Raw genomic sequence first — 17,965 nt, 5'->3', positions numbered from 1 at the left:
TTCTCCACTCCCTTCTGATCTTTTAATATTATTTATAATTCAAACTTCGAATCTCTAGCAGCAAATACTTTGCACATGAAAAGATAATAAAAATAGCTTTCTTATTGTAAGTTTTAAGAGCGCAAAAATGGTGTCTACATAATTGTGGACACCAAAATTAAAATATAAAATTTATTATTCATAGATACATTTTGGCAACCTGACAATCATAGAAAATTAGATTTCCCCTTAGACTCATAGCTTTGCGACCCTATTTTTCAATAAGTGTGCCTATTGATATTATATTTTTTTCATTTTTATTCTATTATTACATCTTTTACAACATTTTTCAACTTATATATAGTAAATTTAGGTTATAATATTGTAAAAATGGATATTATTTAATCGCATAATTCAATATAATTCCATTTGTTCTATAATATATATTTATAAATTAAAATATATTATAGATTTTTTTCTTGTTCCTATGAGAATAAATTCACTTAAAAATCAATAAATTTTGCAATTCTATACATATTACTGACACATGAAAATATATCTCCTAAAATTATTCTTTTATAGAATTTACTTTTTAAGTTCTGTATCAAACTCTCTTCTTGTCCAAGTTTTAAAATCAGCTGGATTTTCTTCATTCATTAAAAATACTCTTGCACCACGAGGAATTTTCTCATCTCCATATCCTCCGTATCCAGTATATCCAGCATACCCAAGCCTAACACCATCTAAAGCAGCACAGTAATTATTAAAATGATCATGCCCTACAAATATACCTTTCACATCCCCAATTTTAACTATTTTATTAAATAAGCATAAATTTATCTTGGCACAGCTCTCATCTTCAAGCCTTTCACCATTTACTAATCCAGTCTTCCATGCCTTTTTAAATTTCTTTAAAGGTATATGAAAGAACATAAGCGCAGGTATTAATCTTTTATATTTTTTCTTCAAATTTATCGCTGTTTTTTTATACCACCATATTTGAGTAAGTTTTATCCAATCATATCCTCCAATAATGGCAGGAGCGTATTTTCCCGAATCCATCATATATATATTAAATTTAGGCGTTTTATCTTTTGAACTTTCTACAATAAGATTATAATTACCTATCCTATCAAAAGTTTTATACCCCACTTGACTCAGATTATGTTTAAAGCTCATATATAAATTCATCATTTCTTCTTTCGTCATCATATTATGTTCATCATCATGATTACCAAAAACTATACACCAAGGTACATTTCTATTTTCCATTGGCTCCGCTATATGATTTATAGCTTTTTTTACATCTTCTGCTGTCTGACATTTGCCATCAATAATATCTCCTGATAATATAACCATATTGGGGTTTTCGTAATCTAATATCTTATTCATAAGATCTATAGATTTGTCTCTGCTCGGTCCTTCATGTATATCTGTAAATTGAACTATTTTAAACTTGCCATTACTATCAAACCTAAGGTTATTTTTCATATATATTCACCTTTCTTAAAATATAATATTATATGAAAACTAGGTTGTATCTGACACTAACTATTTGCTAATTAGACCTTATTTTAAATTGTAAAAGGATCATTGCATTTTGCAACAATCCTTTATATTTTATAAAACATTAAATATATATTTTTTAATTAAATTTCTACATTTATCAATTAATTTATCACTTGGCTCACTAGAGTCTTAAACGTAAATTTATTATTACAACATATATATCATAATGATTTTATATCTTTATAGCTTAAATTCTTCAATCTTTTCTTTCAACTCCTCAGCCATATCTTTTAAATTATTAAAATTACCAACAAAGCTTTCTGTTGACGCTGTCACTTCTTGCGCTGTCGCTGAAACTTCCTCTGTTCCCGATGCTGTTTCTTCTAATATCGCTGATAAGTTTTCTACTTTTTCAACTACATCATCCTTCATATTATTTATGGTGCTCACACCTTCAGCTATTTTACTCACCTTTTCTGTTAAACTTTCTATAGCTGTTACTATTTCTGTAAATATCACTTCTGATTCTTTAACTGCATGCTCTTGATCATCTACTGTTCCACTTGTTTCTAATACCCTGTCAACTGCTAATTCTGATTTACTTTTTATTTCTTTTATTATTTCATCTATTTGTTTGGCTGAAACTGATGTCTCTTCTGCAAGCTTTCTTATTTCATCAGCGACTACTGCGAATCCCTTTCCTGCTTCTCCTGCTCTAGCTGCTTCTATTGCTGCATTTAAGGCCAAAAGATTTGTTTGCTCTGTAATCGCACTTATTGCCTTATTCATGGTGCCTATTTTCATTATACTTTCCGAAACTTCACTTACAACATCTTTTACCGATTCAGTACTTTTTTTAGTTTCATATGATTTATTTATAACGGTCTTTACAATCTTTATTCCATCTTTACCTAAATCATTTGCTTTTATTGCCATACCATTTACACTTTCAGTCGCTTCTTCTATCTTATTCATAGATTGAGATAGTAAGTCCATGCTGTGTGATATCATTTCTAAATTGTTAGAAGACTCCATAGTTCCACTTGATATTTGATTTATTGTCTCACTTACCTGATTCATCGATATTGCTACTTCTTTGCTCATACTAGCTGAATTTATAGCATTTTTATTAACATTTATTGCCGAATTATCAACACTCTTAATTAATTTTGCAATATTTTTCTGCATTTTATTAAAACTATTTTCTAGAATTATAAATTCGCGAATATGATTATTTATAATAATTTCTTTGTTAAATTCTCCATTCGCAGTTCTTTCCATTCCATCTTTTAAGGAATTTACTCCTTTACTTATTCTTCTAGCAATAGCCATAGTTATAATTAATGTGATTACCGCTATTGCAAATATAATTATAATTGATGCTATAGTTGAATCATTTTCTGATTTCCTTAGCTCACTAGATGGGATTTTTAGTATTAACTTCCATCCAGTAAGTTCCGAGGTCTCAAAATACCCCTCATATGTACTATTATTATAATTGAATTTGATTTTACCTTTATCACCAGTTGATATCTGATTCCAGCAATTGTATTCAGTTGGCTCTGTTCCAGCAATTTTAGTTTTGTCATTGTCAGAAATAACTACACCATCTTTATCAGTAATAATAAACTCTCCGGTTTGTCCGTATTTTATACTTGATAACTGATCTGCTAGTTCACTTAGCTCTACATCTATAGCCATAACGCCTATCGGTACATTATTTTTAATCACAGCCTTATATATTGTTATTGCGCTTTTTCCAGTTATTTTATCTTGATAAGGACTATGAATAATATATTTATTTGGATTCTCTATAGTCTCTTTAAACCAGGATTTTTCTGTAGCGTTATAATCATCTGGCAATTTACTATCAAGTATTTGAAATACTTTTCCAGTGTTGTCTGAATAATATATATTTAAAATACTTTCATCAGTCTTCTTAATTAATTTCATATCTCCATTTAATTTATTATATGGTGATTCTTCAATATTAAAATTATTATTCTCAATTAATGTTTTCAATGTATCTTCATAATATGTAATCTTGTTATTTATTATTTCCTGTCCTATATTTGAGAGTAAAGTTCTATTTTCATCAAAACTCTTTTCATTACTCCTCCTTGATGTCGTTGTAGAAATGATACCTAAAATAACTACTGGTATTATTGCTAACATAGCAATTGTAATAAGTAAGTATAATCTTATACTTACTGATTTAATTTGACTTTGTGCTTTATGCATATTTTCCCCCACCTCATAATTAACTTCAGTTCATATTATATCGCAAAATATGCCAAAATATCTCATTTCATATTCTTTTTATGAAACTATACTCAAAAATGACATTTTTTTTTGACATTTGTCATATTTATTAGCAATATTTTAATAAATCATCTTATTGATTATCATATTCTCATTTAAATTGACAAATTTATATTTATTTTTGATAGAAAAAATTAGAAATCAAACCTTTTCATAATTTATCTCTACAAATATTACCACATCTTAGTATTTAATTTCGCTATGAATTATTTAGAAAATAAAAAAAGCAAAATCCAAGTTATATTAGTAACCTGGATTTTGCTTTCACTAAATTTTTATATATTCTTTATTATTATATTTCTACATATTTAATCCTGAATAAGCTTCTTCTCCGTGTAAAGAAATATCTAATCCCTCTGCTTCCTGTTCTGAAGTAGCTCTTAAGCCCATTACTAAACTCATTACTTTAAGTATTACAAATGTCGCAACTGCTGCATATAAGGCAGTTGCACAAGTAGAAATTAAATGAGCTTTTAAAAGTGCAAAGTTACCATATATTAATCCATCACTCCCTGCTGGATTAATTGCCTTTGACGCAAAGATAGCTGTAGCTATAGATCCCCAAATCCCTGCTACTCCATGACAGCCAAAAGCATCTAAAGCATCATCGTATCCTAGTTTTCTCTTTAATATAGCTATTGCGAAAAAGCTTAATGCTCCACCAACTGCTCCAATAAGCACAGCTGATATAGGGCTCACGAATCCTGCCCCCTGAGTTATTGCAACTAACCCTGCTATAGCTCCACTTACTGTTCCTAAGGCTGTAGGTTTTTTATAGAGCAACCATTCACAAAGTACCCATGCAACTGCTCCTGCAGCCGCTGAAGTATTAGTTGTAAAGAATGCATTTACAGCTACATAATTCATTGCAAGAGCACTTCCTGCATTGAATCCGAACCATCCAAACCATAAAAGCCCTCCACCTAATATTGCCATAGGTATATGGTGTGGTTCAGGGATCGCTCTCTTTCTTTTACCAACAACAATTGCTGCAACAAGTCCAGAAACTCCTGAGTTTATCTCTACTGGATTTCCTCCAGCAAAATCAAGGACTCCTAAATTCCTTAACCATCCATTAGCTCCCCATACCCAATGAGAAATAGGATCATAAACAAATGTACTCCACAAAATAATCAATATTATAAACGCCGGGAAATTCATACGTTCAGCAACAGAACCTGAAATTACAGCTGCAGTAATCGCAGAAAACATTAACTGGAATACTACAAATTCTAAATGTGGTATTGTGCCTGCATAATCCGCATTAGGCGCCATTCCTATACCTTTTAGGAAACTCCAATCTAAACCACCTATTACTCCTTTTACATCTGGGCCGAAGGCTAAAGTATAACCTATAAAAATCCATTGTAAAGATATAATAACAAGCGCTGCATAACTATGTACTGTAATACTTAATACATTTTTGCTTTTAACCATACCTCCATAAAATAAAGCTAATCCTGGCACCATTAGCATTACTAACGCTGCACTAATAATTACAAATCCCATATCTGCGCCGTTTAATAATTCCATTTTCTATTCCCCCTTGAATAAATTTAATTAAATTTTGAGTACAATTGCTTATTCTAAGTTGTTAAAAAATAAAAAAGACGCTTCACTCCAAAGAAGGTATACCCATACTAGATATATCTTTTTTGAAATGAAAACGCCATTGTTTTCTACATATTTCTTTAAATTTTTAAATTACTTTTATAAGTTTACTATCCCATGTTTTATATGTCAATATAAAATGATAATTTATTATTAGTTATTTTAAAATATGAATTATTTTTTTCATTATACATACATGCCAAATAAAATAACAAAATCTCAGACGGCTGTTAGCCAAAGATTTTTAGGCAGCTGCTTTTTAAGCGTATGTAAAAAAACCCTCTTGTTTTTACATTAAATCAAGAGAGTTCTAATTAAAAATTAAATTCTTATATACATATTATTGATTAATTTCTATATCCACATGAAAAATCTTCTCCAGGATTTATATCTAATACAACACGTTCGGGTTCAACAAGCGCAACTTCATGTCGACATTTCCACTTACTATTTTCCGTAATTCCTTCTATGGTGTCTATTTCTTCAAGAACATCGCTATTTTCAAAAATGTAATATCCATAAGAATATAAAATATTCGATATTTCGCCTGGATCTAAATTTTTAAAATGGCATTGTAAATCACATAGACCTACTGCTGATAATCCTAATGTATCCATTACATACTCATTCTCATTATTTTCAATGTTAAATAATCTTACATTTAATATACCAATTAAAACATCATAATCATCATTTAGAGGATTGTTTTTTAAATACTCTTCCCTACTTATTACTTGTTCAGTAATATTAAAATGAATGCCTTCACATGGAATTAATTCAACTATAGAATAAAGAGTTTTTTGAAAAAGTTCTATTCTTTCAGCATAATTTAATCCTATAGCCATTATATCTGTAACCCAAACTCTAACCTTACATTTTTCAAATTCTTCTTTATTCACATAGTCAAATGATTGTCCTAATGATTTTCTCAATTTATTAATTTCAGGCTTTTCTTCAATGACGCTAATAACAATTCCAACAGGCGCATTTACATTTTTATATTCTAATATATGATCCATAAATGCAAATGAAATATTGTTATCTCTATTAGATGTAACTTTAACATTTTTAAAATACTTTTGTATATTTCTTAGTAATTCATTTTCCAGAATAGCAGGCTTTTCTTTCATCAAAAGTTCAACACTATATATTTCTGAAAAAGCATCAGCTACATTTTCTACCTTTCCATTTTTACTTACTTCATATCTTTTCATTCTATACCAACCCTCTTTCTTATTTTTAATTTTAATTGAAATAAATTCTTTATTCTTTGCTCCAAATAAAAAAGCTGCCTCAAAACATAATTAATTTTGAGACAGCTTTGTCTATGTAAATATTCATTAATTATAACACACTATATATAAATTTAATATACATTCACTTAAAATGTATGTATTATTATAATTATTTTTACATTTTCATTTAATTTGAAAATTAATTCATACACAAATGGTTTGGTAAATCCATAATATTATTAATAGTATAAGATATATTTAAGGAGAAAGCTATGCCCTTAAAATACAAGAACCACATAGACTTTGATAAATTACCCAAAAATTTTCCTCCACAACATCAGGATTGTCAACCAGGAATTGAAGCACGTATGGATCCACCGCCTATATTTGATAATCCTGATTATAAAGGAAGTGATAAATTAAAAGGTAAAGTAGCACTAATCACAGGCGGTGATAGTGGAATCGGAAGAGCCGTAGCTATTGCTTTCGCTAAAGAGGGAGCTGATATAGTAATTTCATATTTATATGAACATCAAGATGCAATAAAAACCAAGCAATATGTTGAAAAATATGGCAGACACTGTCTTCTCATGCCTGGTGATATTTCCTACAAAGATTTCTGCAAAAAACTAGTCGAATGTACAATTGAAAAACTAGGCAAGATTGATATTCTAATAAACAATGCTGGTGTTCAATTTCCTCAAGACAGCATAGAAGAAATATCATCTTCCCAATTAAAAACAACATATTCAATTAATATATTTCCAATGTTTTATCTTACTCAAGCAGCATTACCACACATGAAACGAGGAAGTACAATTGTAAATACTGCCTCTGTCACAGCTTATCAAGGTAATAAAACTTTGATTGATTATTCTTCAACCAAGGGTGCAATTGTAACCTTCACTCGTTCTCTTTCCCAATCCATAGTAACCAAAGGAATTAGAGTTAATGCTGTAGCTCCAGGCCCTATTTGGACGCCACTTATAGTATCAAGCTTTTCTGCTGAAGAAGTTGCTAAATTTGGATCTGACGTTCCTATGAAAAGAGCTGGCCAACCTTTCGAATTGGCTCCAGCATATGTATATCTTGCATCTAATGACTCCTCCTATGTTACTGGACAAGTACTTCATGTAAATGGTGGAACTATGGTTGATAGTTAGAATAAATTTAACAACCGAATATATTCTTTAGGGCACAATAAATTAGGGCTTTTTAACAAGCCCCTACTTATTGTCTATAAATTCAATCTTCCAATTAAAGTATCCACTCTCCTCATTTTTCTCATATTTGAAATATGCCGAAAATGTATTACCTTTTTTACTCTTAAGATTTCTAAATCCTACTTTTCCATTCTTAAGCAGAAGTTCAACCATTTCTTTAGATATTTTCTTACCGAAAGATGCTATATATCTATCATCTTTCCAAATCGTATATTTGCATCCATTTTTCCAGTTACTGCATCCAAAACTCTTTTCACCTTCAATTACTGGATTTCCACAGACTGGACATGGTCCTATATTCTCACTATCTTTAGGTATTTCTACTTTAAATCTTGATAATGCAGCATCATCTTTTTTTATCAATTCTACGGATTGGATTGTGAAATCTGTTATAAGTTTAATAAATTCACTTTTAGCAAACTTTCCTTTCTCTATATCTGAAAGAGTTTTCTCTAATCTACCTGTATACTCCAAGTCAAATAATTCTTTTACTGGAAAAGTCTCAATCAAATTTCTCCCAAGCTCTGTACACATAAGATTTTTACCTTTTGTCTTTAGGTATCCTATATCCTTTAATTTCTTTATTGTTTCTGCTCTAGTCGCTGGAGTTCCTATGCTAAACCCACTTAAAATTGCCTGCATCATTTCTTCTGAGTCTTCATCTTTTCCTTCAATACCTTTTCCGCAAGTCTCCATTACTCTAAGTAATGTTTTTTCAGTGTGATACTTAGGTGGCTTCTTAGTAACAGAATTCACTTTAGAGTCTACAATATCTACAGTTTCATCTATTTCAATTTTTGGTAGAATTACATCTTTACTTTCTATTTTCTCTACTACTTTCCATCCCTCTACAAGCTTTACTTTTCCTTTCGAAACAAAAATTCCATTCATTTCTGAAACATTAGCTTTTAATGTAACTTTCGTTTCTTCAAATTCAGCTATAGGCATAAACTGCATTATAAATCTATTTTTAATAGCATCATATACTATTTTTTCATCAGCTGATAAACCTGATGGCTTTATATATGTTGGTGTTATAGCACTGTGACTCTCAACCTTCGAGCTATCAAAAATTCTTTTGGATGTACTAAATTTAATATCTTTTTCATATGGCAATCCAGCTTTTAATGTATTTAAAACTTTTTTCGCTCTATCCTTTAAACTTTCTTCTAAAACCACACTTGCCGTTCTTGGATAGGTAGTAAGCTTCTTTTCATAAAGAGACTGTGCAACTTTAAGAACTTTATCTGATGTCCATCCCTTATATTTACTAGTTATATGTCCTTGCAGATTAGATAAATTAAATAAGTATGGTGGATATTCTTTTTTTAATTCTGTCTGCTTATCAATAATCTTAGCAGTTGCTCCTTCAAGCCTTGAAATAAATTTATCCAAATCTTCCTTTTTCTCAAACTTTTCAGAATCATTCTCATAATAAAGTCCCTCAAATTCTTCATTGGCTGAAGTTTTGAAGTTTGACACTAGCTTATAATAAGTTGTTGCTGTAAAATTCTCTATTTCTTTATCTCTATCATAAATAATCTTTAAAGTTGGAAGAAGCACTCTTCCTATATTAATAGTCTTGTTTTCTTCAAATTTATATTTCAGTGTACTTACAGAAGTTAAATTAATCCCAATTATCCAGTCACTCCACTGTCTTCCTATTCCAGCATCTTGCAGTGGCTGCATTTCCTTATTATCTTTTAGTGATTCCATTCCGCTTTTAACTTCATCAGGTGTCCACTCGTTTAAAAGTAATCTATATATAGGCTTTTTCACCTTAAAATAGCCAAACAATTCATCAGCTATAACCTGACCTTCCCGATCGAAGTCAGTAGCTGATACAATGCCATCAACATCTTCTTTATCAATTAATGATTTTATTATTCCAAGCTGTTTCTTTGCACCCTTATCTTCAACAGTTCTGTCTACACTATCACATTTAACCTTATATAAAAAATGCTCTGGAATGAAAGGAAATTTCTCAAACCTCCACCCCTTCATATTTTCATCATAGTCTTTTGCATCATATAATTGTAAAAGATGACCAAACGCCCACGTTATGTAATAGCCATTTCCTTCAAAATAACCATCTCTTCTAGTTTTTACATTAAATGCATCTGCAATATTTTTAGCAACAGATGGTTTTTCCGCAATAATAACTTTTGCCATGATATATTTTATTATCCTCCTTTAAGCACAATTAAAAAGATAATGGACCATCATATCTGCATGTTCTGCACTTTAGGTCTATTATTTCCTTTCAGGTGCCTTAGTTATTACTTGTAGCACTTATATATATTAACACTAATCAAAAAATAAAACCAGCTGAAGTTCTTTATGTAAATATCAGGTATCAAAAATAGACAAATACTCTCATATTAATTATTTCCTTTACATATTAAAAGAAGGTATAAATGAACAAATCATTTATACCTTGCATCTAAATTATTCAAGCTTTTCTCACTAATAATATTTTAACTTATTCTTTTCTTTCAATACACAATGCTTTATCTGCTTCTTTAAGCATGTTTTCTATAACTTCCATTGAAGAATATCCTAATTTATTATTAAATATTTCTGTACCGCATACTAAAAACTCGCTTCCCAATTTAATGGCTGACTTTATAGTTTCAGTAGTAATTCCACCTTGCATCTGCACTGTTCCATCAAAGTTTCTAGTAAAATAATTAATGTAATCTGCTATTTCTTTCGAATTCAACATCCCAAATGAATTACTTGAACGTGCACCTGTAGCCTCCACTTGAAATGTTAACATTCCAATCTTATCTTGAAATGGCAATATAAATTCCAGTATTTCTTTCTTAGTTTTTGGAATAAATCTATCCGTTCCGACAACCTCAATCACAGGGCTTACGCAAGCTCCCATTTCAATTATCTCATCTATAATTTCCTTTAATTCCTGGCGATCTTTCACTACTTCTAGCTGAAAACATACAGCCCCAACATTTATGTGCTTAATATCTTTTATATGAATCTTAGGATAATCCGTAAGTAAATGTACATTCAAAAATACCTCATATAATCCAGCTATCGTATTTAATCTTTCAAGAAAGCTTATGTTAAAAATGTGAGAATTAAGGCTTGGACCATCACTTCCAAAATTGCTATAATCATCGAAGTTTATATCCACATGTAATGTTTTTATATTACCTTGTTTTAGCAAAATTTCTACTTCTTCAATCACCTTACCTTGAATTGTATCAATATCAAGTGATTCATCTAATTTATCCAGTATAGTAATTAATGCAGGGTTTATTTTTATAACTTTCCCATTTATAACATCTTTTTTGTTATAAAATCTTAATGCCGATGTCCCATAAAAAATTTCCCTATTATTCTTCATTAAAGCCTCCCGCTAATTTAAGCTTTTATTAGTTTATTCTTATAATTTATCCAAAATTTATAATCTTTAAATATCTACTCTATTTCTTTTTTCTCCTCTATTATACGCACTTATATTTTCTAATAAATCTGAAAACAACCTACTTCTAGCTTCTTCACTTGCCCACGCTACATGGGGTGTCAAAATCAGCCTATCTTTATTTTTTACTTTTAATAGTGAGTTTTCTACTGGAATAGGTTCCTCTTTAAATACATCCAAAGCTGCACCACCTATTATCTCCTCATCTAAAGCTCTGGCCAAATCTTCATCCACAATTATAGGACCTCTTCCAACATTAATTAAAACAGCATCCTTTTTCATTTTAGTAAAAGCTTCATAATTTAATAATCCTTCAGTTTTTTCATTTAAAGGAGCATGTATTGAAATAATATCACATTGCTTTAACAAAGACTCAAACTCCACTCTTGCAAAATCTGAATCTGAATTTTTTCCTGAAGTTGAATAGTATACTACTCTTGCACCAAAAGCTTGAGCTATTCTAGCTACTCTTTTTCCAATGGCTCCAAGTCCAATTATTCCCCATATCTTACCACATAAATCTTTATATGGTGCTTCTAAATTTGTGAACATATCATATCTTGAGTACTCTCCAGATTTAACAAAGTTATCAAAATAACTTATATTATCGTATAAATGAAGTAACATAGCAAAAGTATGTTGAGCTACAGTCGTAGTCGAATATCCTCTTACATTAGTTACCGCAATATTTCTTTCTTTAGCATATTCTATATCTATATTGTTATATCCTGTAGCCATTTCGCATATTAATTCCAATTCGCTCGCATCTTTTAAATTTTCCCTGTTTAACTTAACTTTATTAGTTAAAACAATATTAGCATTTCTAATTCTTCCTGCAACTTCTTCTTCAGATGTCAAATCATAATAAATCACCTGACCAAACTCATTTAATTTAATATAGTCTACATTTCCTAAAGTTCTTCCATCCAATACTACTATTTTCTTCATACTCAATCTCCTTTTCCAACTTTAAAATAATCCTATTTACTCTATAATGATAAAAAAAGAAGTTCCTAAAAATTATGATTTCACTTGCTAACTTTATGAATACACGCCTTATTTTTCTATATTAATAATACCGTAAACAAATTTAAATGTAAACTTATACGTAATTATTTTACACCTCAACCAATTCCGTATTCATGTGTTAAAAATTGATTTTAAGTAATTAAAAATGACTATAATACGTAAAAAAAATAAAGAGTTATGGATATAAAATTTTTCTCTCTCCATAACTCTTAATTATTTTATTTTTAAATCAATAATTATTTAATAGTGGCAGGTTTTATATACCAAATCTCATCTGCATATTGCTTTATAGTTCTATCACTTGAAAATGTTCCTGAACTATATAGATTAGCAAAACATTTTTGAGCCCATTTCTTTTTATCCTTATAATCTTCAAACACTCTTTCTTGAGTCTGCTTAAATGAATCAAAATCTGCAAGTACATAATATTGATCTCTTTCTTCTAACAAAGCATTATATAAATCTTCAAAGTATCCAGTTCTTCCATCATCTAGTGTACCATCGATTAAAGTATCAACTACTCTCTTAATACTTGGATTTTCTCTATAATACCATTTTGGATCATAGTCATGCTTAATTCTTTCAATATCCTCTACTCTAAGTCCAAATATATAGTTATTTTCCTCTCCACTTTCTTGAACAATTTCTATGTTAGCACCATCATAAGTTCCAAATGTTGGAGTAGCATTCAACATAAATTTCATATTGCCTGTCCCTGAAGCTTCTTTCCCAGCCGTTGAAATTTGTTTAGATAAATCTGAACCTGGAAATAGTTTTTGAGCATAAGACACCCTATAATTATGAACAAAAACAACTTTTATTTTCTTAGAAACTTCTGAGTCATTATCTACAAGTCTAGCTATTTCATTTATAAATTTTACAATCCCCTTAGCTCTTCTATATCCTGGGAATGCTTTAGCTCCAAATATAAATGTTGTTTTTGGTATATCTAAATTTGGATTCTCTTTTATTCTGTAATATAAATCTAAAATGTATAAAGCGTTTAATAACTGCCTCTTATATTCATGTAATCTCTTAATCTGAATATCAAAGAATGAATATGGATCTATATTAATTCCCTCTTCTTGTTTAATATAATCTGCTAGTTGAACTTTCTTCTCATGCTTAATTTCCATAAGTCTCTCAAGCACTGCATCATCATCTTTAAATTTCTCTAGACCCTTAAGAAGCTCTAAATTTTTAATCCAATCTTCACTTTCTAACAAATCTGTAATAAGCTCGGATAATTCTGCATTGCAGAGCCTAAGCCATCTTCTTGGTGTAATTCCATTAGTTTTGTTTTGAAATTTATTTGGATATAAATGATACCAATGATTTAATTCATTCTTCTTTAAAATTTCTGTATGAAGTGCTGCAACACCATTTACAGCTCTCCCAACAAATATGGCTAAATTGGCCATTCTCATCTGATTATTTGCAATAATTCTAAAATTCCATATTGCGCCTTCGTCATATCCTTTTTGTCTTAGCTCATTCATTAATGCTTCATCAACTTGATATGCAATTTGAAGTATTCTTGGGAATAATCTTTCTATTAATCTTATATCCCACTTTTCTAGTGCCTCAGCAAGTATTGTATGATTTGTATATCCAAAAAATTCTTTAGCTATTGATAACGCTTCCGAAAATTCTACATACTCTTCATCAACCAATATTCTTATAAATTCAAGGATTGATATTGTTGGGTGAGTATCATTTAATTGTGCTACATTGTATTTTACAAATTCAGAAAAATCTGCTCCAAATTTAGCCTTATGTTTTTTTAGTATATCTTTCATAGACGCACTTGAGAAGAAATATTGTTGCCTAAGCCTTAATATCTTTCCTGCCTCTGCTGTATCATTTGGATATAATACTCTTGATATATCCTCTGCTTTATTTCTTGCTGATACAGCTTCAATATATTGTTGGTTATTGAATAGATTGAAGTCAAATTCTCTTAAAGCCTCACATTGCCATAATCTTAAAGTATTTATATTTTTAGTTCCATAACCAATTATAGGTACATCATAAGGAACTGCTTTTACTGTCATATCTGAATATCTAATTATTTGAATTTCATCATCTTTTCTAACACTCCATGAATCCCCATACTTTAACCATGTATCTTCACATTCAGTTTGAAACCCATTTTCAATGTTTTGTTTAAATAACCCATTGCTATATCTTATTCCATATCCAACTAAGGGCATGTTTAATGTCGCTGCAGATTCCACAAAACATGCTGCAAGTCTTCCAAGCCCACCATTACCAAGTCCTGCATCTTCTTCTATTTCTTCGATTCTATTTAAGTCTATATTTAACTCTTTTAAAACATCCTTAACTTCATCGTATAAACCTAAATTCATTAAATTATTACCTAGAGCTCTTCCCATTAAATATTCTGCTGATAAATAATATGCCATTCTTCCTTTGTTATAAGTTTCACTTGTTTCATTCCAATTATCAATTATCTCCTCCAAAATAGTTAATGAAAGCGCATTAAAAATTTCATAATCCTGAGCATCCTTCAACTTTACTGCATGTTTTACTTTTAAATATCTTTCTATACCATCTCTTATTCTTTGTTTATCCACACTTACTCACACCTTCCATAAATTCTAGTTAATCTATATATTTTATTTGCTAACTCATTAGTAAAAACACCGTCTTTTGCTCTCCATGTCCAATTTTCTCCAATAGTAGACGGTAAATTTATTCTAGTTTCATTTCCAAGATTTAAGAAGTCTTGCATAAGTGCAATAGATGTATCTGCAACACTGCTCCATATTCCTCTTATAAATCCCCAATTATACCCTTCTTTTTCTGTAAGATTTAAATATTCAACTGCATTCTCAACTTCATTCTTACTTCCTGTCGTTTGAATCCAACCTTTTATAGTATCATTATCATGAGTCCCAGTATATGCCACGCAATTTCTTTCATAATTATGCGGTAGATATGGATTTTCACAATCACCTGAAAAGGCAAATGCTAATACTTTCATACCTGGAAAACCAGTCTCTATTCTAAATTTTATAGTATCTTCAGTTAATAGACCTAGATCCTCAGCTATAATCTCTATATCTCCAAGTTCTTTTCTTATTGCATTAAATAATTTCATTTCTGGTCCTTTTACCCATTCTCCATTTACAGCTGTTCTCTCTCCATAAGGTATGGACCAGTATGCCTCAAAGCCTCTGAAATGATCTATTCTTATTACATCATAAAGCTTTAAGCTCTGCATGATTCTATTTATCCACCATTTATAGTTTTCTCCTTCTAAATACTCCCAATTATAAATAGGATTTCCCCAAAGCTGCCCAGTTGAAGAAAATGCGTCAGGTGGGCAGCCTGAAATTTTTATTGGAGTTAACGTTTCTTCATCTACTAAAAATACTTTTGGATTACTCCACAAATCTGCGCTATCCTCTGCAACATATATGGGTATATCACCTATAATTTTAATTCCCAATTCATTAACATAATTTTTCAAGTTTGTCCATTGTTTAAAAAATTCGTATTGGACAAATTTCCAGTATTGAATTTCATCTTTAAGTTCTTCTTTATAGTTCTTTAAAACATCATTTTTCCTTAATTTAATATCAGCATCCCATGTTTGAAAACTTTTTAGGTCAAACTTATTCTTTAAGGCCATAAATGTAGCATAGTCATCAAGCCACATATCTTCTTCTTTTTCAAAATTCTTAAAATCCTCAGATTGTTTCTGCTTAAAATTTTCATATGCCAATTTTAATACTTTCAATTTTTCTTTAAATAACAATTCATAATTTATACGCTCTGGATTATCACCAAAATTTATTTCATCATAATCGGACTTTCTTATCAAATTTTCAGACTCTAAAATATCAAAATCAATAAAATAAGGATTTCCAGCAAATGCCGAAAATGACTGGTATGGTGAATCCCCATAACTAGTCTGTCCTAAGGGAAGTATCTGCCAAAAACTTTGACCCGCTTTCTTCAAAAAATCCGCAAATTCATATGCCTCTTTTCCAAATGTTCCAATTCCATATCTACCTGGCAAAGATGCAATATGCATAATGATTCCACTACCTCTTTTCATTCTCATTCCTCCACCCTCTAGGAATATATATAATAACTTAAAGTATTATATATATTATTTTCCTTTTCAATATTCTTTAGATATCAATAACCATTACTTTAACAAATCGAAGCATGAATCCCTCTCAATTAACTTAGTTTCTAATAATATGTGTTGGTTTTCTTTTTTTTCATTAATCTGAGATATCAATAAATTTATACTCATAGTTGCCATTAGCTTGTCCGGTTGTTTTACTGTTGTTATACTTGGATTATAATATTCACTTTCATCCATGCCATCAAATCCGATTATTGATATATCCTCAGGAATTTTTAACCCACTATCAAGAATTGCTTTAGCAGCACCTATAGCCATAATATCTGAAAGAGCAAAAAATGCAGTGATATCATTTCTTCTTTTTAATAATTCCAGTGTTTCATTATATGCGCCTCTGCTTGAATATTCACCAACAATAATTAACTCATCATCAATTTTTATTTTACTTTTTTCTAATGCTTCCTTATATCCTTGCATTCTTAATATGCTTACGCCTATATCATCAGCTTCTCCTAAAATTAATGCTATTTTTTTATGACCTTTTTCTATCAGATATGAGGTTGCATCATATGAACTTTTAACATTATCTATACCAACCGATGAATAATATTCCTTGCCTTGTTTTGAAACAGTATTGACAGAAGTTAGTACTATAGGGACATTTATTTCTTTAAAACAGTCATCTGTAATATCAGCAAAATTACCGCCTAAGCAGATAATTCCTTGTAATTTCTTTTCTTTTATAAAAGCTATTAAAGTTTCAACCTCTTGGTCATTCTTATAATCATTTTGATGCAATATCATTGTATATCCATTTTCATTTATTATATTTCCTATGACATTAATCATTTGAGAAAAAAATGGATTGAATACGCCTTTTACTAAAACTCCTATATTTTTTGTGTTTTGTTGTTTTAGTATTCTAGCACTATTATTAGGTATATAATTGCTTTCTTTTATTACTTCCAAAATCTTTTGTCTTGTACTTTCTTTAACATCAGGATGATTATTTAATACTCTTGAAACAGTGCTGACTCCAACCTGTGCTAATTTTGCTATATCCTTTATATTCATATTTATCTCCTGCATCACTATTAAATTATAATAGTTCGGTATCGTTACCTTAATTTCCTGTTAATTCAAAAATCTTGATTAAATAGATATTTAAGCACACAATATTATATTCGTTTTATTCGTAATCATGTTTATATAACAATTCAGTTATTTAATTAACTTTAATAACATTTTAACAAACGCGGAATATTTATACAATAAATTCCTGAAATTATATTATATTTTCTTAATTTTCTATTTATGATTACATAATGGCTGTCTTATTAAGTATTTTTTTGTAATTACGATACTTATAAACCAACAATTTTTTTATTTATTCTTACTTGTTTATATTTATATAACTAATAGGTTGTTGAATAAACAGAATTTGTAAAAAATAAATAAGTCATCCCTTTGTGATATAATAATTTCGCGA

The 17,965-nt window shown here is 29.7% G+C and carries 11 protein-coding genes and 1 riboswitch; of the genes, 1 reads left to right on the top strand and 10 read right to left on the bottom strand.

Annotated features, from left to right (window positions below; all coding sequences use genetic code 11):
* Positions 1 to 190: 190 nt before the first annotated feature.
* Positions 191 to 281: riboswitch (cyclic di-GMP riboswitch) on the bottom strand.
* Between the two features lie 283 nt (positions 282 to 564).
* The 4 genes from L1S46_RS05330 to L1S46_RS05315 all read right to left on the bottom strand — a co-directional run bounded on the left by L1S46_RS05330 (position 565) and on the right by L1S46_RS05315 (position 6,635).
* On the bottom strand, positions 565 to 1,470 hold the full coding sequence (locus L1S46_RS05330; RefSeq protein ID WP_238899424.1) for a metallophosphoesterase family protein: 906 nt from the start codon (positions 1,468 to 1,470) through the stop codon (positions 565 to 567).
* Between the two features lie 258 nt (positions 1,471 to 1,728).
* Complete coding sequence (locus L1S46_RS05325) at positions 1,729 to 3,729, bottom strand: methyl-accepting chemotaxis protein (protein ID WP_238899423.1); 2,001 nt, start codon at positions 3,727 to 3,729, stop codon at positions 1,729 to 1,731.
* Positions 3,730 to 4,110: 381 nt separating this feature from the next.
* Entirely contained in the window at positions 4,111 to 5,343 is a 1,233-nt protein-coding gene (locus L1S46_RS05320; RefSeq protein ID WP_023973985.1) for an ammonium transporter, read from the bottom strand.
* 425 nt (positions 5,344 to 5,768) lie between these two features.
* Positions 5,769 to 6,635, bottom strand: coding sequence for a DUF4261 domain-containing protein (locus L1S46_RS05315; RefSeq protein WP_238899422.1), 867 nt, complete (start codon positions 6,633 to 6,635; stop codon positions 5,769 to 5,771).
* A gap of 293 nt (positions 6,636 to 6,928) precedes the next feature.
* Between L1S46_RS05315 and L1S46_RS05310 the strand changes: the two genes are divergently transcribed.
* Positions 6,929 to 7,819 (top strand): SDR family oxidoreductase, encoded by an 891-nt coding sequence (locus L1S46_RS05310; RefSeq protein ID WP_161223055.1) that lies wholly within the window; start codon positions 6,929 to 6,931, stop codon positions 7,817 to 7,819.
* Between the two features lie 63 nt (positions 7,820 to 7,882).
* On the opposite strand, the gene L1S46_RS05305 is transcribed toward L1S46_RS05310, so the two are convergent.
* The 6 genes from L1S46_RS05305 to L1S46_RS05280 form a co-directional block, all read right to left on the bottom strand.
* Positions 7,883 to 10,051: a type IA DNA topoisomerase gene (locus tag L1S46_RS05305; RefSeq protein WP_238860449.1), complete on the bottom strand. Its 2,169-nt coding sequence runs from the start codon at positions 10,049 to 10,051 to the stop codon at positions 7,883 to 7,885.
* 310 nt (positions 10,052 to 10,361) lie between these two features.
* Complete coding sequence (locus L1S46_RS05300; RefSeq protein WP_171788790.1) at positions 10,362 to 11,246, bottom strand: hypothetical protein; 885 nt, start codon at positions 11,244 to 11,246, stop codon at positions 10,362 to 10,364.
* 66 nt (positions 11,247 to 11,312) lie between these two features.
* Positions 11,313 to 12,272: a D-2-hydroxyacid dehydrogenase gene (locus tag L1S46_RS05295; RefSeq protein WP_077854488.1), complete on the bottom strand. Its 960-nt coding sequence runs from the start codon at positions 12,270 to 12,272 to the stop codon at positions 11,313 to 11,315.
* 317 nt (positions 12,273 to 12,589) lie between these two features.
* The gene (locus L1S46_RS05290; RefSeq protein WP_238899421.1) at positions 12,590 to 14,950 is read right to left on the bottom strand and encodes a glycogen/starch/alpha-glucan phosphorylase; all 2,361 of its coding nucleotides are present in this window, start codon (positions 14,948 to 14,950) and stop codon (positions 12,590 to 12,592) included.
* Positions 14,951 to 14,952: 2 nt separating this feature from the next.
* Entirely contained in the window at positions 14,953 to 16,440 is a 1,488-nt protein-coding gene (gene malQ, locus L1S46_RS05285; RefSeq protein ID WP_238860456.1) for a 4-alpha-glucanotransferase, read from the bottom strand.
* A gap of 93 nt (positions 16,441 to 16,533) precedes the next feature.
* Complete coding sequence (locus tag L1S46_RS05280; RefSeq protein ID WP_238899420.1) at positions 16,534 to 17,550, bottom strand: LacI family DNA-binding transcriptional regulator; 1,017 nt, start codon at positions 17,548 to 17,550, stop codon at positions 16,534 to 16,536.
* Positions 17,551 to 17,965 lie beyond the last annotated feature (415 nt).

Origin of the sequence: Clostridium sp. YIM B02500 (genome assembly GCF_022324665.1) — a bacterium.
Classification (GTDB): Bacteria; Bacillota; Clostridia; order Clostridiales; family Clostridiaceae; genus Clostridium; species Clostridium beijerinckii.
Note: the sequence above shows the minus strand (reverse complement) of the source record. Positions and strands in the feature narration are given on the sequence as shown.